Origin of the sequence: Bacillus cereus group sp. BfR-BA-01349 (genome assembly GCF_022663795.1) — a bacterium.
Taxonomy (GTDB): domain Bacteria; phylum Bacillota; class Bacilli; order Bacillales; family Bacillaceae_G; genus Bacillus_A; species Bacillus_A cereus.
The window spans coordinates 1-14,212 of record NZ_JAKUGE010000083.1 but is presented as its reverse complement, the minus strand read 5'-3'; the positions used below and the strand labels follow the sequence as shown (position 1 = coordinate 14,212).

The following is a 14,212-nucleotide window of genomic DNA, read 5'->3' as shown; positions in this document are numbered from 1 at the left end:
ATAAAAAAATCCCCTCCAGATAAAACAGTATTGAGTCCATCATATCAGATGGACTCTTTTTTTACTGTCTACCTATAGGGGATAATACCAAAGCAGATCCTTTGCTTTCTTTTTTTATGTAAGAACAGGGAGAGTAGGTTTTTAAGATGAAGGGGAAGTTGCAAAATATTCATCCGTTAGGAATGACAATTATAATAGGGACTTTATTTGCGAGGTTCGCCACGTCAATGAGTATTCCTTTTTTAGCAATTTATTTAACGACTGTGAAAGGTGTATCAGCTGGAATGACAGGTGCTATTATCGGAACGAGTGCACTTGTTGGAGTGTTTGCTAGTTTTATCGGAGGGAATTTATCAGATCGATTCGGTCGAAATATGATTATAATATGGTCCATGATCGTTTGGGTCTTTGTATTCATTGGTTTTTCACTTGCAGATCATGTTTTAAGTTTCTTTTTATTAAATGCTTTGAATGGATTATGTAGGTCATTTTTTGAGCCAACATCAAGAGCGTTATTATCAGATTTAACGAAACCTGAGTATCGTTTACTCGTATATAATTTGCGTTACGGTGCAATCAATGTTGGAGTAGCGATTGGCCCACTTGTCGGGTTACAGATTGGAAGCGCAAAATCAACAATTCCATTTTTAGTAGCAGCTGGAGTATACATTTTATATACAGCTATATTAGCGTTCCAATTTAAGAAGTATCCGATTGAAAAAAAGAAAGTAAATACAGAAAAGCCTGTCACAATGTTAAAGGCAATTCGTATTTTGCGAAAGGATGTCGTATTTTTAGTTGCACTAGTTGGTATTATTTTGAGTAATTGTGGTTTTTCTCATTTAACGACAACAGTATCTCAATATTTTGCAAATGCACATATATTTCAGGATGGAGTGAAATTATTTTCATATATGCTAGCTTTAAATGCGATTGTTGTAGTCGTAATTCAATACCCTGTTATTCACATTTGTAAAAAGTATACACCGTTAGTATCCATTATGGTGGGAACTTTATTTGTGAGCGGAGGATTATTTGGATTTGGAGTAGTAGAATCTCTGCTAGGTGCTGCCGTTTGTACAATTATTTTTACAATTGGAGAAGTCTTAATGTTTTCAATGACGGATGTATTTATTGATGATATTGCTGTTGCGCATCTAAAAGGAACATACTTCGGTGCGATGGGTTTTTCGGGAATTGGAGCAGTAATAGGTCCGTGGTTTGGAGGAGTACTTCTCGATTACTACGGGTACCAAAATGGGTTTGCAGTATTTTCAGCACTAGCTATATTTTCAACTGTGGCATTTCCTGTGCTTTTAGTTACAAAAGGTTTATCGAAAAAAAGATATGATAGAAATTCTAATATAGAGATGCATGCGAAATAACATAAGCCCCAGTAACCAACTGTGGCTTATGTTTGTATTATATTAACTCTTAATTTGAAAAAAGAACTTTCTTTTCATGTTTATCAGCAACTTCATTTTTGGAAATATGAATGGCCAAAAAACCATTCTCTAAGCAGGCTAGCATCTTCTTATAAATAACATTAGCGGGTAAAGGAATAGTTCGCTGCAAAGAAATGTTTTTATGAAGTATGCAAATGTTTAGGCCTGTCTCCATCTTTTTAATGACTACATTTTGTTCATTGGCATTTGGTACATCTGTTTCCAAAATGTATTCTTGTTCAGTTTCGCAAAGGTCAATATGAATTTGATTTGGGAAACTAAAGTTACTACAAGAGTCAGAACAAAACTGATCCATCCATTCTTCGAAACCATCAACATGAAAAAGACAATCCTTCTTTTTCTTGCCCATGTAAGACACCCTCCGTAAAATCTCAATTCATACTATGTTATGCATGAATGAAGTAGGGGTGAAGAATAAATGGAAAAATATAAACATTGTATGTGGTAAAGGCAGCTATTGTGAACCTTTTGTTTTACATATCATGATGTGCATGATGTTTTTGGCGTGAATGGTTACGGTTTTTTACTTTATGAGATCCGCTTAATGGTTCAGGTTGTCCCTTTTTTTCTTTTGCTTCACGATTGTTTTTGCTCATTGTATGTGACACCTCCTCTTTCTCTTTAGAATGAGAGAAGTTTGCAAATTTATACGAGAATGTTTTTAGAAAAAAAGGTAAAGATAATTGGGACTAACTATTATGGAAAGGGGATTATATAATGCCATATCATAAAGATAAACAGCAAGCTTTTCAAGCAGCGCAGCAAGGAGTTACACAAGCAGAACATGCATATAACAACATTGTGAAAAATGATCCAAACTACGGTCATGATTTAAAAGAGTTACGCCAAGAGGTTCAGGAGGCGTATGAACAGATTCAAAATGCGTTAGAAGTAGCTTCGGAAACACAACGCCCACAACTTGAGCAATACGAAAATAATCTCCAAAATATTATGCAACATGTAGATCAATTAGAAAAGTAAATGAGGTTGTTGTGTATTTGACAACCTCTTACTTTAATGAACATTATGCGAAAACAGAAAATTTTTCTATTCGTTTTTTCTTTATTATGCGCAGTACATATATTTCAAGTTGAAAAAGTGGAAGCGAAAATGTTGCTCAGAAAAGAGCTAGAACCAACTGGCTATGTAACGTGGGAAGTACCTAATAATGAAAAGATTATTGCCATTACATTTGATGATGGCCCAGATCCAACTTATACACCGCAAGTTTTACATTTATTACGTCAATATAAAGCAGAAGCAACATTTTTTATGATTGGATTTCGAGTGCAGCGCAATCCATATTTAGTGAAACAGGTGTTAAAAGAGGGACATGAAATTGGAAATCATACGATGAATCATTTGTATGCGAGTAATTCATCAGATGAAAAATTAGAAAATGATATTTTAGATGGAAAGAAATTTTTCGAAAAATGGGTGAAAGAACCTTTGCTATTCCGTCCTCCTGGCGGATATATTAACGATGCTGTATTTAAAACAGCGAAAGAAGCTGGTTATCAAACCGTTCTATGGTCGTGGCATCAAGACCCGCGTGATTGGGCAAATCCAGGGGTTGAATCTATCGTAAATCATGTAGTAAAAAATGCTAAAAGTGGCGATATCGTATTGTTACATGATGGAGGAAATGATCGTAGTCAAACAGTAGCAGCGCTAGCAAAAATTTTACCTGAGCTAAAAAAACAAGGATATCGATTTGTAACGGTTTCGGAATTACTACGTTATAAACATTAGAAAAAATCCCAAAAGGAAAATGAACCTTTTGGGATTTTTCGTTACTGATTCTTTTTGCGTTTCTTATTATTTTGTCGTTCTGCAGCAGTTAAGTTTTCATTTGCAAACTCTTCGTTATAACCAGCGCCTTGTCCTTGTGCAGATGCCGCATTCATTCCTGAAATAGTATGATTTGCTTTTCTTTTACCCATTTTATTTCACCTCTATAACTTTTTTTTATAAGTTGCATGATGAGCAGTTCATAGTATGTATGAACTGTAAAGAAAGCGCTAATAGAGCACTTTACTTTATGGTAATAGTATTCATAAGGAACATGAACACTATTCAAATTTAGAAACATAAAGAAAACTTATGATAATCTATAAGTTTCTTATTATTTACTTATTTAGAAAGTTGTAATAAGATATTATCGTAAGGTATTGAAAAGTTTGTCTACATTTTATATTCAGACAACTTAGTCGCGTTTAACAGGGGGGAAACATAATGGTCAAACATAATCCATTTCAATCACGCGCAACTTTTGAAGTAGATGGAAAAACGTATCATTATTATGATTTGAAAGCGCTTGAAAACGCAGGGGTTGGCAACGTATCTCAATTACCATATTCCGTGAAAGTTTTACTTGAATCAGTACTTCGTCAAGTAGACGGACGTGTAATCACAGAAGAGCATGTTACAAATTTAGCGAAATGGGGAACGAAAGATGTGCAAGATATCGATGTTCCATTTAAACCATCTCGTGTAATTTTACAAGATTTCACTGGTGTTCCAGCTGTTGTTGATTTGGCTTCGCTTCGTAAAGCAATGGCAGACATGGGTGGGGATCCTGATAAAATTAATCCGGAAATTACTGTAGACCTTGTAATTGATCACTCTGTACAGGTTGATAGAGCGGGTACGGCAGACGCGCTTGCATTCAACATGGACTTAGAGTTTAAACGTAATGAAGAACGTTATAAATTTTTAAGCTGGGCACAAAAATCATTTGATAACTATCGTGCAGTTCCACCAGCTACAGGTATTGTACACCAAGTAAACCTTGAATATTTAGCACCAGTTGTTCATGCTGTGAAAAATGCTGAAGGTGACTTAGTTGCATACCCAGATTCATTAGTTGGAACAGACTCACATACAACAATGATTAATGGTATCGGTGTTCTTGGATGGGGCGTTGGTGGTATTGAAGCAGAAGCAGGGATGCTTGGACAGCCTTCATACTTCCCAGTACCTGAAGTAATCGGTGTGAAATTAACCGGTACACTTCCAAGTGGTACTACAGCAACTGACGTTGCATTAAAAGTAACGCAAGTATTACGTCAAAAAGGTGTAGTTGGTAAATTCGTTGAGTTCTTCGGTAACGGACTAAAGAGTATGCCTTTAGCTGACCGTGCAACAATTTCAAATATGGCACCAGAATACGGCGCAACTTGTGGATTCTTCCCAATCGACGATATTTCATTAGAATACTTACGTTTAACAGGTAGAGATGAAGAGCAAATTCGCGTTGTTGAAGAATACTGTAAAGCGAACGGTTTATTCTATACAGCAGACAGCAAAGATCCAATTTACACTGATCTTGTTGAAATTGATTTAAATACAATTGAATCTAACCTTTCTGGACCGAAACGCCCACAAGATTTAATTCCACTTTCAGATATGAAAGATGCGTTCCACAAAGCTGTTGTAGCACCAGTTGGAACACAAGGACTTGGATTTAATGAGCAAGAGTTCGATAAAGAAGTGAAGGTTACATTAGAAGATAAAGAAGTAACGATGAAAACAGGTGCAATTGCAATTGCTGCAATTACAAGTTGTACAAATACATCAAACCCATACGTATTAATTGGGGCAGGTTTAGTTGCGAAGAAAGCAATTGAAAAAGGACTTAAAGTACCTGAGTACGTAAAAACATCATTAGCACCAGGATCTAAAGTTGTTACTGAGTACTTAGATAAATCAGGTTTAACAACATATTTAGATCAATTAGGTTTCCAAACAGTTGGTTACGGCTGTACGACTTGTATCGGTAACTCTGGCCCATTAGCGCCAGAATTAGAAGAAGCAATCGCAGCAAACGATTTACTAGTAACATCTGTTTTATCTGGTAACCGTAACTTTGAAGGTCGTATTCACCCGCTTGTAAAAGCGAACTACTTAGCATCACCACCACTTGTTGTGGCATATGCACTTGCAGGTACTGTTGATATTGACCTGAAAAATGATGAAATTGGTAAAGATGCAAATGGCAATGCTGTTTACTTCAACGATATTTGGCCATCAGCTAAAGAAATTGAAGATGTAGTTCAAAGCGTTGTTACATCTGAACTGTTCAAGAAAGAATATGCACAAGTATTTAATAGCAATGAGCGTTGGAATGAAATCCAAACTTCAAATGAAGCTTTATATACTTGGGATAATGATTCAACATACATTCAAAACCCACCATTCTTTGAAGGATTATCTAAAGAGCCAGGTGAAGTTGAAACGTTATCAGGCTTACGCGTAGTTGGTAAATTTGGTGACTCTGTAACGACAGACCACATTTCACCAGCAGGTTCAATCGGTAAGCACACACCAGCTGGACGCTACTTATTAGAAAACGGCGTACAACCAGTTGACTTCAACTCTTACGGTTCTCGTCGTGGTAACCATGAAGTTATGATGCGTGGTACATTCGCGAACATCCGTATTAAAAACCAAATCGCACCAGGAACAGAAGGCGGATATACAACATATTGGCCAACTGGTGAAGTAACATCTATCTATGATGCTGCTATGAAATATAAAGAAGATGGCACTGGCCTTTTAGTTGTTGCTGGTAAAGATTACGGTATGGGAAGTTCTCGTGACTGGGCTGCAAAAGGTACAAATTTATTAGGTATTAAAGCAGTAATCGCAGAAAGCTTCGAGCGTATTCACCGCAGTAACTTAGTGTTAATGGGTGTGTTACCACTTCAATTTAAAGATGGCGAAAGCGCTGAAACGTTAGGTCTTGTTGGTAACGAGTCATTTGAAATTCAAATTGACAAAACAGTTAGACCACGCGATCTTGTAAAAGTAGTTGCAACTGATCTAGATGGCAACGAAAAACAATTTGAAGTAGTAGCTCGTTTCGATAGTGAAGTTGAAATTGACTACTACCGTCACGGTGGTATTCTGCAAATGGTTCTTCGTGAGAAAATTGAAGAGTCTAAAGTGTCGAACTAAATAATTGAAATGAATGATAAGGAAGCTAACAATTGTTAGCTTCCTTATTTTATGGAAAGGGATGAAACCATTTGGTTTCATCCCTTTCTTTTTACTATAAACAATGGAGGAAACGTCATGAAAGAATATAAAAGAATTTTGTTACCGTTACAGAAAGAAAAAATATTAGTAATAGCAGCTGTATGCAGTGGGCTTTTTGCAGCTATTTTAAATCTCTCCCGTCCACTATTCATGGGACTAATTGTAGATAACCTGATTCAACGAGAGCTGAAAGGAGCGTATCTTTACATTACTTTGTTTACAGCTAGCCGTTTGTTGATGTGGGTGAACAATCTTTCATTTGATTATGTAAGCTCAAAAGCGAGTCAGCGAATATTACGAGAGAAGCGTATAGATGTATCGCGCCAATTTTTCCTATTACCGTTTGAAGAGAGTGAGAAAATCAAACAAGGAGAGTTAGAAACTTTGGTCGTGTCTAATATTCCGAACTGGGTCAGATTATATGGCTCTATATTAATAGAATATATACACGCTATTGCCCAATTTATTGGAGCTTTCATAGCACTACAACATATAGATATACAGTTTATATTGTGGGTAACTCCGTTTTTATTTTTAAGTACAATTGTTCCAATACTGATGGGAGAAAAGGTAAGAGATATTGCAAGCGTTTCTCAAAAAAATCACTCAAGTGTTGTAGAGATGGTGTCACAGTTTGTAAAGGGGATACAAGATTTGCGGAGTTTACAAAAAGAAAAATGGGCAATTCGCTTATTTAAAAGAGTAACGGCACAATCGTATAAATCAGAAGTAAAGAAGACGATGATGCAACATTGCATTGGAGTAGTTGGAACGGTGATTGAAACAGGAGCATATATTGTTGTTCTCATTATAGGTGCACAAAAAATAATGAGGGGAGAAATAGAAGTTGGTTCACTCATTGCAGTGTTAGCGACAATTGAGATGCTCTTTTTCCCTGTCCGTTATGTGGGCGATTTATTAATAATGACACAAGTTGCAGTCGCTTCGGCAAATAGAGCTTTTTGCTTTTTAAATAAACGAGCAGTAGATAGCAATGTAGAAAGAGCGATGGGGATCAGGATAACAAATGTTTCATTTCAGGAGAATGACGAAGAGAAATGCAGAATTCATAATATTAATTTGCAAATTCGTCCTGGTGAACTCGTTATGATTGTGGGAGAAAGCGGTGCAGGAAAAACAACGCTTTTAAAGTTAATAACGGGCTTGTATAAACCATCTAACGGTAGCATTGCTTATTATGGTAATGAAGCTCGTATGACTACAGTGTGGCAAGAACCACGTTTTTTCCGAACGACGGTAACAGAGAATATGTATTTCGGGGAAGAGGTTTTAGAAAATCAGTTAGAAAAAATAGTGAACTTATAAATGTAACGCCGATTATTAGAGGGTTACCTGAAGGGAGTCAAACTGTGCTACATAAAAGCGGTGAAGAGTTTTCGGGAGGCGAAAGAAAACGTCTTGCATTATTGCGCGCGATTGTATCAAATCCAACTCTTATTATTTTAGATGAACCGACGGCTGGGTTAGATCCGGGCAATCAAGAACTGGTTTGGAATATGATTGAAGGGATAGGAAGAGATGTAACGAGAATTGTGGCAACACATGATGTAGAGAGGGTGGTACTAGCAGATCGTATTGTCATAATGAAAGAAGGAAATATTGTTGCATGTGAGGGTCCAGAAAAATTAATACATAGTCATTCATTTTTTAAGAGATGTGAATAAAGATAAGAGCAATGCTCTAATCTTTATTCAGTGTCATTTAGTTGATACTCGATAGATTCGGAGTGATTTGGATCAACGTTAAAAGTAGCAGTCATAAGGAAAGTGGCAATTCCAAGAATTAAGAAAAGGACGAATGAGACTAGAGAGACGTAGAGACAAATACGTCCTATTTTCTTTTTTTCAAGATCTTTACTAAAGAGTGAAATGATCCATGTAATAATACCGACTGGGTATAAAAGAAAACTAAGAATATATAATGTTGTTTTTTCGAATGAATTCATAAACAATCCCCTTTTGTTGTAGGTTTATAACTATGAGAGGAAAAAGGTGAATGGGTCCATAATTAGATAAGCAACACTTCATCTGCTTTTCTAATTATATGATAAAATTGCACTTTTAATAAGAATATTCTAATTATTTCGATTGTGAATATTTCCAAGCTTGTCCGTATAAGCTAAAATAAGGTATATAGTATTTTGATGAATGTGTTAAAAGAAGATAATACGTTAGGGTGATATAAAATGTGGCGGAAGCTTACGATTATTGTAGTGTTACTTTGTTTAGCGGGATATGCAGCTTATGAACAGTTTGGTCATAAAGAGCAGGCGGTAAAAGTGAAGCAAGAAAAAAGTGAAGCTGCTATGAAAGAGATGATTGCAAGTAATGGTATTGAAATAGGGAAGAGTGCACCAGACTTTACATTAACGAATTTAGATGGAACGAATGTAAGGTTATCAGATTTAAAAGGAAAGAAAGTGATTGTAAACTTTTGGGCAACGTGGTGTGGACCATGTCAGCAAGAAATGCCGGATATGGAAGCTTTCTATAAAGAACATAAAGAGAACGTAGAAATTTTAGCAATAAATTATACGCCTTCAGAAAAAGGTGGGGGAGTAGAAAAGGTAAGCAATTTTGCTAAAGAAAAAGGAATTACTTTTCCTATTTTATTGGACAAGAACATTGATGTGACAACAGCTTATAAAGTAATTACGATTCCAACTTCGTATTTTATAGATACAAAAGGTGTCATTCAAGATAAGTTTATTGGGCCGATGACGCAAAAAGAGATGGAGAAAAGAGTTGCTAAATTAAAATAATGGTGAAAAGGTAGAGGTGGAGAGTTCCCATTTCTGCCTTTTCTTTTTCAAGTAGTAATAACTTCATGATATGATGTAAGAAATATAAACGTTTAGAGATAAAGGAGTGTATGGAGTGGGGAATGTATCCTTACCGTTAGATTATGTTGTAATTGATTTTGAAACAACAGGATTTAATCCTTATAATGATAAAATTATTCAAGTTGCAGCAGTGAAATATCGTAATCATGAATTAGTAGATCAATTTGTTTCATACGTGAATCCAGAGCGGCCAATTCCGGACCGAATAACGAGTTTAACAGGTATTACTAATTATCGCGTTTCAGATGCACCGACGATTGAAGAAGTGTTACCTTTATTTTTAGCATTTTTACATACAAATGTTATTGTGGCCCATAATGCTTCTTTTGATATGCGCTTTTTGAAAAGTAATGTAAATATGCTTGGGTTGCCTGAACCTAAAAATAAAGTAATTGATACTGTATTTTTAGCAAAGAAATACATGAAGCATGCGCCTAATCATAAACTTGAAACGTTAAAACGAATGCTGGGAATTCGTTTAAGCTCTCATAATGCATTTGACGATTGCATTACGTGTGCTGCTGTTTATCAAAAGTGTGCAGCTATTGAAGAAGAAGGGAAACGAAAAGTAAATAAGGCTATGCTTGATGAAACTGCGGTATATGAAGCGGTCAAAGAAATACTTGCATGTAATAAACGTAATGTAGAATGGCTACGTTGTATGAACGTAGGAAGTTATTTAGATATAAAAGCTTTTTATCCAGTTATGAGATTAAAGGTAAAAGGGCGAAAGAAATATGTATTAACAGAGATATTAGAAGAAGATGTGAAAGAAATATGTACAAGTTTAAAATGTGAACCGGCGTTAAAAAGTGAAGTTGGTAATACGAGAATTATGCTTAATAGCTTAGAGGATGTTATGAAATTAGAAAGTTATATTTTAGAGCAGTATGATTTTGTATTACAGGCGCTTCATGATTATAAAGAAAATGAAATGAATGCAGATGAAAAGTTGAAAGAGTATTTAAATATTATGGTATAAAAACCTCCGTGTGCAATATATTGTACACGGAGTTTTTTTAGGAGTACTAAAACATAAAATTTTCTTGCAAATCTGATTAAAGAGTTTTTTGTTTGCTCATACTATGTAATAAGAAAGCGAAGGAGAGAGGGTGAACAACATGAGAAGAAGTCGCCGTAAATCGTTTGAAGAACTTGTAAATGAAAATAAACAACAATTATTAAGCGATCGTGAGGCAATTGATCGCATTGAAGAGCGCATTGAAAAACGTTATGAAATGAAACTTTTTAAGCAAGCTGAATAATTCTTAACACTAGTACGATACTAGTGTTAAGGAGGCGATAGTAATGGGTAATCCGAAAAAAAATTCAAAAGACTTTGCACCGAATCATATTGGAACACAATCAAAAAAAGCTGGTGGAAATAAAGGAAAGCAAATGCAAGATCAAACAGGTAAACAACCGATTGTTGATAATGGTTAAAGAAAAGGAGAATATTACATTCTCCTTTTTTATGTATAAATTTGAGGAAAGATAGGTAATTTAAGATGGTGTGTATATACAATATTAGGAGGGAAGTACATGCCAAATCCAGATAATCGAAGTGACAACGCTGAAAAGTTACAAGAAATGGTGCAAAATACAGTTGATAACTTTAATGAAGCAAAAGAAACAGCGGAACTTTCTAATGAAAAAGATCGTGCTGCTATTGAAGCAAAAAATCAAAGACGTTTAGAAAGTATTGACTCATTAAAAAGTGAAATCAAAGATGAATCTTAACAAAATGTACAAAAAGGGCTGACTTTTGTCAGCCCTTTTTCGTAATCGTAAAGTTTTCAACAAGTAAACGCCAATTTTGTGGAAATGGCAAGCCAATCTTCCAATAACTAATACCGCCAATGCCCTGCTCTTTCATTAAATTGAATTTACTTTGAATAGACCTCGCATCTTCAAACCAAACTTCATGTTGTACGCCATTTTCGTCAAAGTAATTAAAATGTGGAGCTTGAGCTGTGAAATCATAGCGGATAGGAACATTATATTTACGAGCAAGTGCAACAGCTGCGACAGAGCTAACTGCTTTTGCTGGTGGATTCCCTTGTTTGAACGGAAGTTTCCAATCGAATCCGTATAAGTTTTGCCCCATCATAATTTTTTGGGGAGGCATTTGAGATTTTGCGTATTGAAGTACTTCTTTTACAGGACCGATAGGAGAGATTGCCATTGGTGGCCCGCCCTGCCAACCCCAGTCATATGTCATAATGACGACGAAATCAACAATTTGCCCTTGCGCTTTATAATCATGGGCTTCGAAAAACTTTCCCTTTTGATTTGAACTTGTCTTCGGTACGAGAGTTGTGCTTAATGTGTACCCGCTAGGTAAGCGTGTTTTTACATTTCGTAAAAAGCGATTATACGCCTCGCGGTCTTCGGGTGCTATACTCTCGAAATCGAAATGAATGTCTCGCATGCCATATTTTTCAGCTGTATGCAAAATGTTAGTAATAAATTTGTTTTGAATCGTTGCGTCGCGTAAAATAACCGATGTTAGATCGGCACTGAAATTACCATTTTCAATATTTGTAATAACGAGCATAGGGATTGTTTGCCCTTGCGTTGCAATATTAGCAATTTTAGCTGTTTCAGTAGGTTCTTTTAATGTGCCATCTCTTTTTGCCTCAAAACTAAAATAAGCTAAATATGTTAAAAATGGATTGATGGCACGTGTAGCATTAACTAAACTCTCTTTAATCGGTATAGTGGAAGGTTGTAAATAAGCGATGGATTCTACAGCTCGTTTTGTGCCTTTTGGTACATATAATTGTTGTCCGACATGGAGAATAGATTTTAAAGATAAATTATTAACTTTAGCTAAACTAGCGAGGGGGACATTATATGTTTGAGAAATCCGATAGAGGCTGTCACCAGGCTGTACATAATAATTATTTCCTTTCGTATTAACGATAAGTGCCTGACCAACAACGAGCGTTTCAGCGGGATTTAGTCCATTGTCTTTTACTATTTCGTCAGGTGTTGATCCATATTTTGATGCCAAGCTATATACACTATCACCGCTACGAACCGTTACAATTTGAATCATATGCTTGCTCCTTTCGGGAAAAGATTCACTATTTTTATTTTATTTTTGATGTCACTGTATTATGATTAAATGTATGCAAGGTAGCAGAAGTGAAAGAAGGCGAATATACATATGTTTGTAGCAGAACATGAAGTTGAAATTCGTTATGCGGAAACAGATCAAATGGGTGTTGTTTACCATTCAAACTACTTAGTGTGGCTTGAGTTAGGTCGCACGAAACTTATACAAGATTTAGGTTTTTCATATGTTGAAATGGAGAAAGAAGGAATTATTTCTCCTGTGTTAGATTTACAAATTTCATACCGTAAAGCGATGCGTTACGGAGAAAAAGCAATCGTAAAAACATGGGTAGATACTGTCAGCCCACTTCGCGTTGTATATGGATATGAAATATATAATGGTGATGGTGAACTTTGTATTACTGCAAGTACGACGAATATTTGTGCGAAAAAAGAAGGGTTCCGCCCTGTATCATTTAAAAAGTTATATCCTGAGTGGTATGCGAAATATGAGGAAATTAAGAAAAAATAAAAAAGCGTGGCAGAAGCCACGTTTTTTTATTTTTCATAATTAAATTGTGGGAAGTCGTCACCTTCGTTAAGTGTAACAGATAAATTATGTCCATCGAAGAACCATTCATCATCGCCTTCAATAAAGAAGTTAATACCTTCTTCTTGAATTTGAACAGCAGGATGTGCAGGATCATCTTTACGAATCCCTAAAGAAAGTCCTTTTTGCACAGTACTGCAACCACCGTATTGTACGAAAAAGCGTAGTGTTTCATTTGATTGTAAGTTTAATTCATTTTTATACCATTGTGCTGCTTCTTTTGTTACGGAAAGATTCATGTATAGTTCCTCCAAATTATGTTGCTTTTTCTTTAGTATAAAAAATAACGCAAAAAGACGCTATTAATATGCTTCACGTTTTCTTTTTGCGTTATGTGGGTTACGATCTTATTTTTGCTTTTTTGAAAAGTTTGCTTTTGGTTCAGTTTTATTTATAATTCGTCCGATATTTGCACGGTGTTTATAAATAACCATACCTGCTAATAAACACATCGCAATAATGAAGATTTTATCCCCGCTAACAATGGATGCAATAACAGCAACAACTGCTGTTACCATAGAAGAAAGTGATACGTATCTTGTTGTAAATAAAAGGGTGAAAAATACAACAGCCAATATTGCAAAAACAACTGGTGAATAGCATAATAGCACCCCAGCAGAAGTTGCAACTGCTTTACCACCGCGGAATTTCGCGAAGATTGGATAGACATGTCCAAGAACAGCCGCTAACCCGAACCATAGTGGATGAATATCTAATCCGAAAATCATTGGTAGACTTGTTGCTAATGTCCCTTTTAAAATGTCAGCAATTGTAACGGTAAAACCTGCTTTTTTCCCTAATGTGCGGAATGTGTTTGTTCCGCCTAGATTACCGCTCCCGTGCTCACGAATATCGATTCCGTAGCCGATTTTTCCAACAACTAGTGCAAATGGAATCGAGCCAAGTAAGTAGGCAACGATAAATAAAAGATATGTAGTAACCATAAGTTCAGTCTCCTTTATTCAAATGTGTTGATAAAGGGTAAAAAGAGTTTTTCCCGTATATTGTACCATACATTTGTAAAGAGCACATTTCTTTTTTGTAAATGAAAAATTCATTATTTCGGTACGCCAAGTTCTCCGATAAACGTAGCGGCGTGAAATGGAGGGGCTGACTCTTACACAGCCTAACTATTTGTTCGAATTTTATGGGTGAAACTCCCATTCTAGGATA

The 14,212-nt window shown here is 35.7% G+C and carries 17 protein-coding genes and 1 pseudogene; 11 read left to right on the top strand and 7 right to left on the bottom strand.

Annotation, left to right across the window (positions count from 1 at the left end):
* The first annotated feature begins 146 nt into the window (after positions 1-146).
* Positions 147-1,385 (top strand): MDR family MFS transporter, encoded by a 1,239-nt coding sequence (locus MR169_RS27080; RefSeq protein WP_242320343.1) that lies wholly within the window; start codon positions 147-149, stop codon positions 1,383-1,385.
* Positions 1,386-1,434: 49 nt separating this feature from the next.
* Here the strand turns inward: MR169_RS27080 and MR169_RS27075 are convergent, their stop codons facing one another.
* The gene (locus tag MR169_RS27075) at positions 1,435-1,815 is read right to left on the bottom strand and encodes an Hsp20/alpha crystallin family protein (protein ID WP_000516730.1); all 381 of its coding nucleotides are present in this window, start codon (positions 1,813-1,815) and stop codon (positions 1,435-1,437) included.
* A 124-nt stretch (positions 1,816-1,939) separates the two neighbouring features.
* On the bottom strand, positions 1,940-2,062 hold the full coding sequence (locus tag MR169_RS27070) for a small acid-soluble spore protein P (protein ID WP_000042141.1): 123 nt from the start codon (positions 2,060-2,062) through the stop codon (positions 1,940-1,942).
* A 121-nt stretch (positions 2,063-2,183) separates the two neighbouring features.
* On the opposite strand from MR169_RS27070, the gene MR169_RS27065 reads away from it, so the two are divergent.
* Positions 2,184-2,447, top strand: coding sequence for a hypothetical protein (locus MR169_RS27065; protein ID WP_001146293.1), 264 nt, complete (start codon positions 2,184-2,186; stop codon positions 2,445-2,447).
* A 45-nt stretch (positions 2,448-2,492) separates the two neighbouring features.
* Complete coding sequence (gene pdaB, locus MR169_RS27060; protein ID WP_030027157.1) at positions 2,493-3,218, top strand: polysaccharide deacetylase family sporulation protein PdaB; 726 nt, start codon at positions 2,493-2,495, stop codon at positions 3,216-3,218.
* A gap of 41 nt (positions 3,219-3,259) precedes the next feature.
* Here pdaB and sspO read toward each other — a convergent pair whose 3' ends face one another.
* Entirely contained in the window at positions 3,260-3,409 is a 150-nt protein-coding gene (gene sspO, locus MR169_RS27055; protein ID WP_000518051.1) for an acid-soluble spore protein SspO, read from the bottom strand.
* Between the two features lie 292 nt (positions 3,410-3,701).
* Here sspO and acnA point away from each other — a divergent pair, with 292 nt between their 5' ends.
* On the top strand, positions 3,702-6,425 hold the full coding sequence (acnA, locus tag MR169_RS27050; protein WP_000238561.1) for an aconitate hydratase AcnA: 2,724 nt from the start codon (positions 3,702-3,704) through the stop codon (positions 6,423-6,425).
* 117 nt (positions 6,426-6,542) lie between these two features.
* Positions 6,543-8,191 (top strand): annotated as a pseudogene (locus MR169_RS27045) (ABC transporter ATP-binding protein).
* 23 nt (positions 8,192-8,214) lie between these two features.
* On the opposite strand, the gene MR169_RS27040 reads toward MR169_RS27045, so the two are convergent.
* Positions 8,215-8,472 (bottom strand): hypothetical protein, encoded by a 258-nt coding sequence (locus MR169_RS27040; protein WP_193533087.1) that lies wholly within the window; start codon positions 8,470-8,472, stop codon positions 8,215-8,217.
* A gap of 240 nt (positions 8,473-8,712) precedes the next feature.
* Between MR169_RS27040 and MR169_RS27035 the strand changes: the two genes are divergently transcribed.
* The 5 genes from MR169_RS27035 (at position 8,713) to tlp (ending at position 11,109) form a co-directional block, all read left to right on the top strand.
* Positions 8,713-9,288 carry a peroxiredoxin family protein gene (locus MR169_RS27035; protein WP_242320342.1) on the top strand — a complete coding sequence of 192 codons (576 nt, stop codon included), beginning with the start codon at positions 8,713-8,715 and terminating at the stop codon, positions 9,286-9,288.
* Positions 9,289-9,403: 115 nt separating this feature from the next.
* Complete coding sequence (locus MR169_RS27030) at positions 9,404-10,351, top strand: 3'-5' exonuclease (RefSeq protein WP_000528755.1); 948 nt, start codon at positions 9,404-9,406, stop codon at positions 10,349-10,351.
* Between the two features lie 139 nt (positions 10,352-10,490).
* Positions 10,491-10,634, top strand: a complete 144-nt coding sequence (locus MR169_RS27025) for an FbpB family small basic protein (RefSeq protein WP_001254703.1) — start codon at positions 10,491-10,493, stop codon at positions 10,632-10,634.
* A gap of 43 nt (positions 10,635-10,677) precedes the next feature.
* Positions 10,678-10,812, top strand: a complete 135-nt coding sequence (sspN, locus tag MR169_RS27020) for an acid-soluble spore protein SspN (RefSeq protein ID WP_000527987.1) — start codon at positions 10,678-10,680, stop codon at positions 10,810-10,812.
* Positions 10,813-10,911: 99 nt separating this feature from the next.
* Positions 10,912-11,109 (top strand): small acid-soluble spore protein Tlp, encoded by a 198-nt coding sequence (tlp, locus tag MR169_RS27015; protein WP_001133511.1) that lies wholly within the window; start codon positions 10,912-10,914, stop codon positions 11,107-11,109.
* A gap of 28 nt (positions 11,110-11,137) precedes the next feature.
* Here tlp and MR169_RS27010 read toward each other — a convergent pair whose 3' ends face one another.
* Positions 11,138-12,430 carry a glycoside hydrolase family 18 protein gene (locus tag MR169_RS27010; protein WP_242320341.1) on the bottom strand — a complete coding sequence of 431 codons (1,293 nt, stop codon included), beginning with the start codon at positions 12,428-12,430 and terminating at the stop codon, positions 11,138-11,140.
* A 111-nt stretch (positions 12,431-12,541) separates the two neighbouring features.
* Between MR169_RS27010 and MR169_RS27005 the strand changes: the two genes are divergently transcribed.
* Complete coding sequence (locus tag MR169_RS27005; RefSeq protein WP_000495812.1) at positions 12,542-12,961, top strand: acyl-CoA thioesterase; 420 nt, start codon at positions 12,542-12,544, stop codon at positions 12,959-12,961.
* 26 nt (positions 12,962-12,987) lie between these two features.
* Here the strand turns inward: MR169_RS27005 and MR169_RS27000 are convergent, their stop codons facing one another.
* Both MR169_RS27000 and plsY read right to left on the bottom strand, forming a co-directional pair.
* Positions 12,988-13,278: a HesB/YadR/YfhF family protein gene (locus MR169_RS27000; RefSeq protein ID WP_001054453.1), complete on the bottom strand. Its 291-nt coding sequence runs from the start codon at positions 13,276-13,278 to the stop codon at positions 12,988-12,990.
* Positions 13,279-13,386: 108 nt separating this feature from the next.
* On the bottom strand, positions 13,387-13,983 hold the full coding sequence (plsY, locus tag MR169_RS26995) for a glycerol-3-phosphate 1-O-acyltransferase PlsY (protein WP_000258974.1): 597 nt from the start codon (positions 13,981-13,983) through the stop codon (positions 13,387-13,389).
* Between the last annotated feature and the right edge of the window lie 229 nt (positions 13,984-14,212).

What these genes read in the sequence shown, in the direction of transcription:
- tlp (WP_001133511.1), top strand. Translation starts at nt 10,912, where the DNA reads ATGCCAAATCCAGATAATCGAAGTGACAACGCTGAAAAGTTACAAGAA.
- MR169_RS27010 (WP_242320341.1), bottom strand. Translation starts at nt 12,430, where the DNA reads ATGATTCAAATTGTAACGGTTCGTAGCGGTGATAGTGTATATAGCTTG.
- MR169_RS27040 (WP_193533087.1), bottom strand. Translation starts at nt 8,472, where the DNA reads ATGAATTCATTCGAAAAAACAACATTATATATTCTTAGTTTTCTTTTA.
- sspO (WP_000518051.1), bottom strand. Translation starts at nt 3,409, where the DNA reads ATGGGTAAAAGAAAAGCAAATCATACTATTTCAGGAATGAATGCGGCA.
- MR169_RS27005 (WP_000495812.1), top strand. Translation starts at nt 12,542, where the DNA reads ATGTTTGTAGCAGAACATGAAGTTGAAATTCGTTATGCGGAAACAGAT.
- MR169_RS27000 (WP_001054453.1), bottom strand. Translation starts at nt 13,278, where the DNA reads ATGAATCTTTCCGTAACAAAAGAAGCAGCACAATGGTATAAAAATGAA.
- plsY (WP_000258974.1), bottom strand. Translation starts at nt 13,983, where the DNA reads ATGGTTACTACATATCTTTTATTTATCGTTGCCTACTTACTTGGCTCG.
- pdaB (WP_030027157.1), top strand. Translation starts at nt 2,493, where the DNA reads ATGCGAAAACAGAAAATTTTTCTATTCGTTTTTTCTTTATTATGCGCA.
- MR169_RS27065 (WP_001146293.1), top strand. Translation starts at nt 2,184, where the DNA reads ATGCCATATCATAAAGATAAACAGCAAGCTTTTCAAGCAGCGCAGCAA.
- MR169_RS27075 (WP_000516730.1), bottom strand. Translation starts at nt 1,815, where the DNA reads ATGGGCAAGAAAAAGAAGGATTGTCTTTTTCATGTTGATGGTTTCGAA.
- acnA (WP_000238561.1), top strand. Translation starts at nt 3,702, where the DNA reads ATGGTCAAACATAATCCATTTCAATCACGCGCAACTTTTGAAGTAGAT.
- MR169_RS27025 (WP_001254703.1), top strand. Translation starts at nt 10,491, where the DNA reads ATGAGAAGAAGTCGCCGTAAATCGTTTGAAGAACTTGTAAATGAAAAT.
- MR169_RS27070 (WP_000042141.1), bottom strand. Translation starts at nt 2,062, where the DNA reads ATGAGCAAAAACAATCGTGAAGCAAAAGAAAAAAAGGGACAACCTGAA.
- MR169_RS27080 (WP_242320343.1), top strand. Translation starts at nt 147, where the DNA reads ATGAAGGGGAAGTTGCAAAATATTCATCCGTTAGGAATGACAATTATA.
- sspN (WP_000527987.1), top strand. Translation starts at nt 10,678, where the DNA reads ATGGGTAATCCGAAAAAAAATTCAAAAGACTTTGCACCGAATCATATT.
- MR169_RS27035 (WP_242320342.1), top strand. Translation starts at nt 8,713, where the DNA reads ATGTGGCGGAAGCTTACGATTATTGTAGTGTTACTTTGTTTAGCGGGA.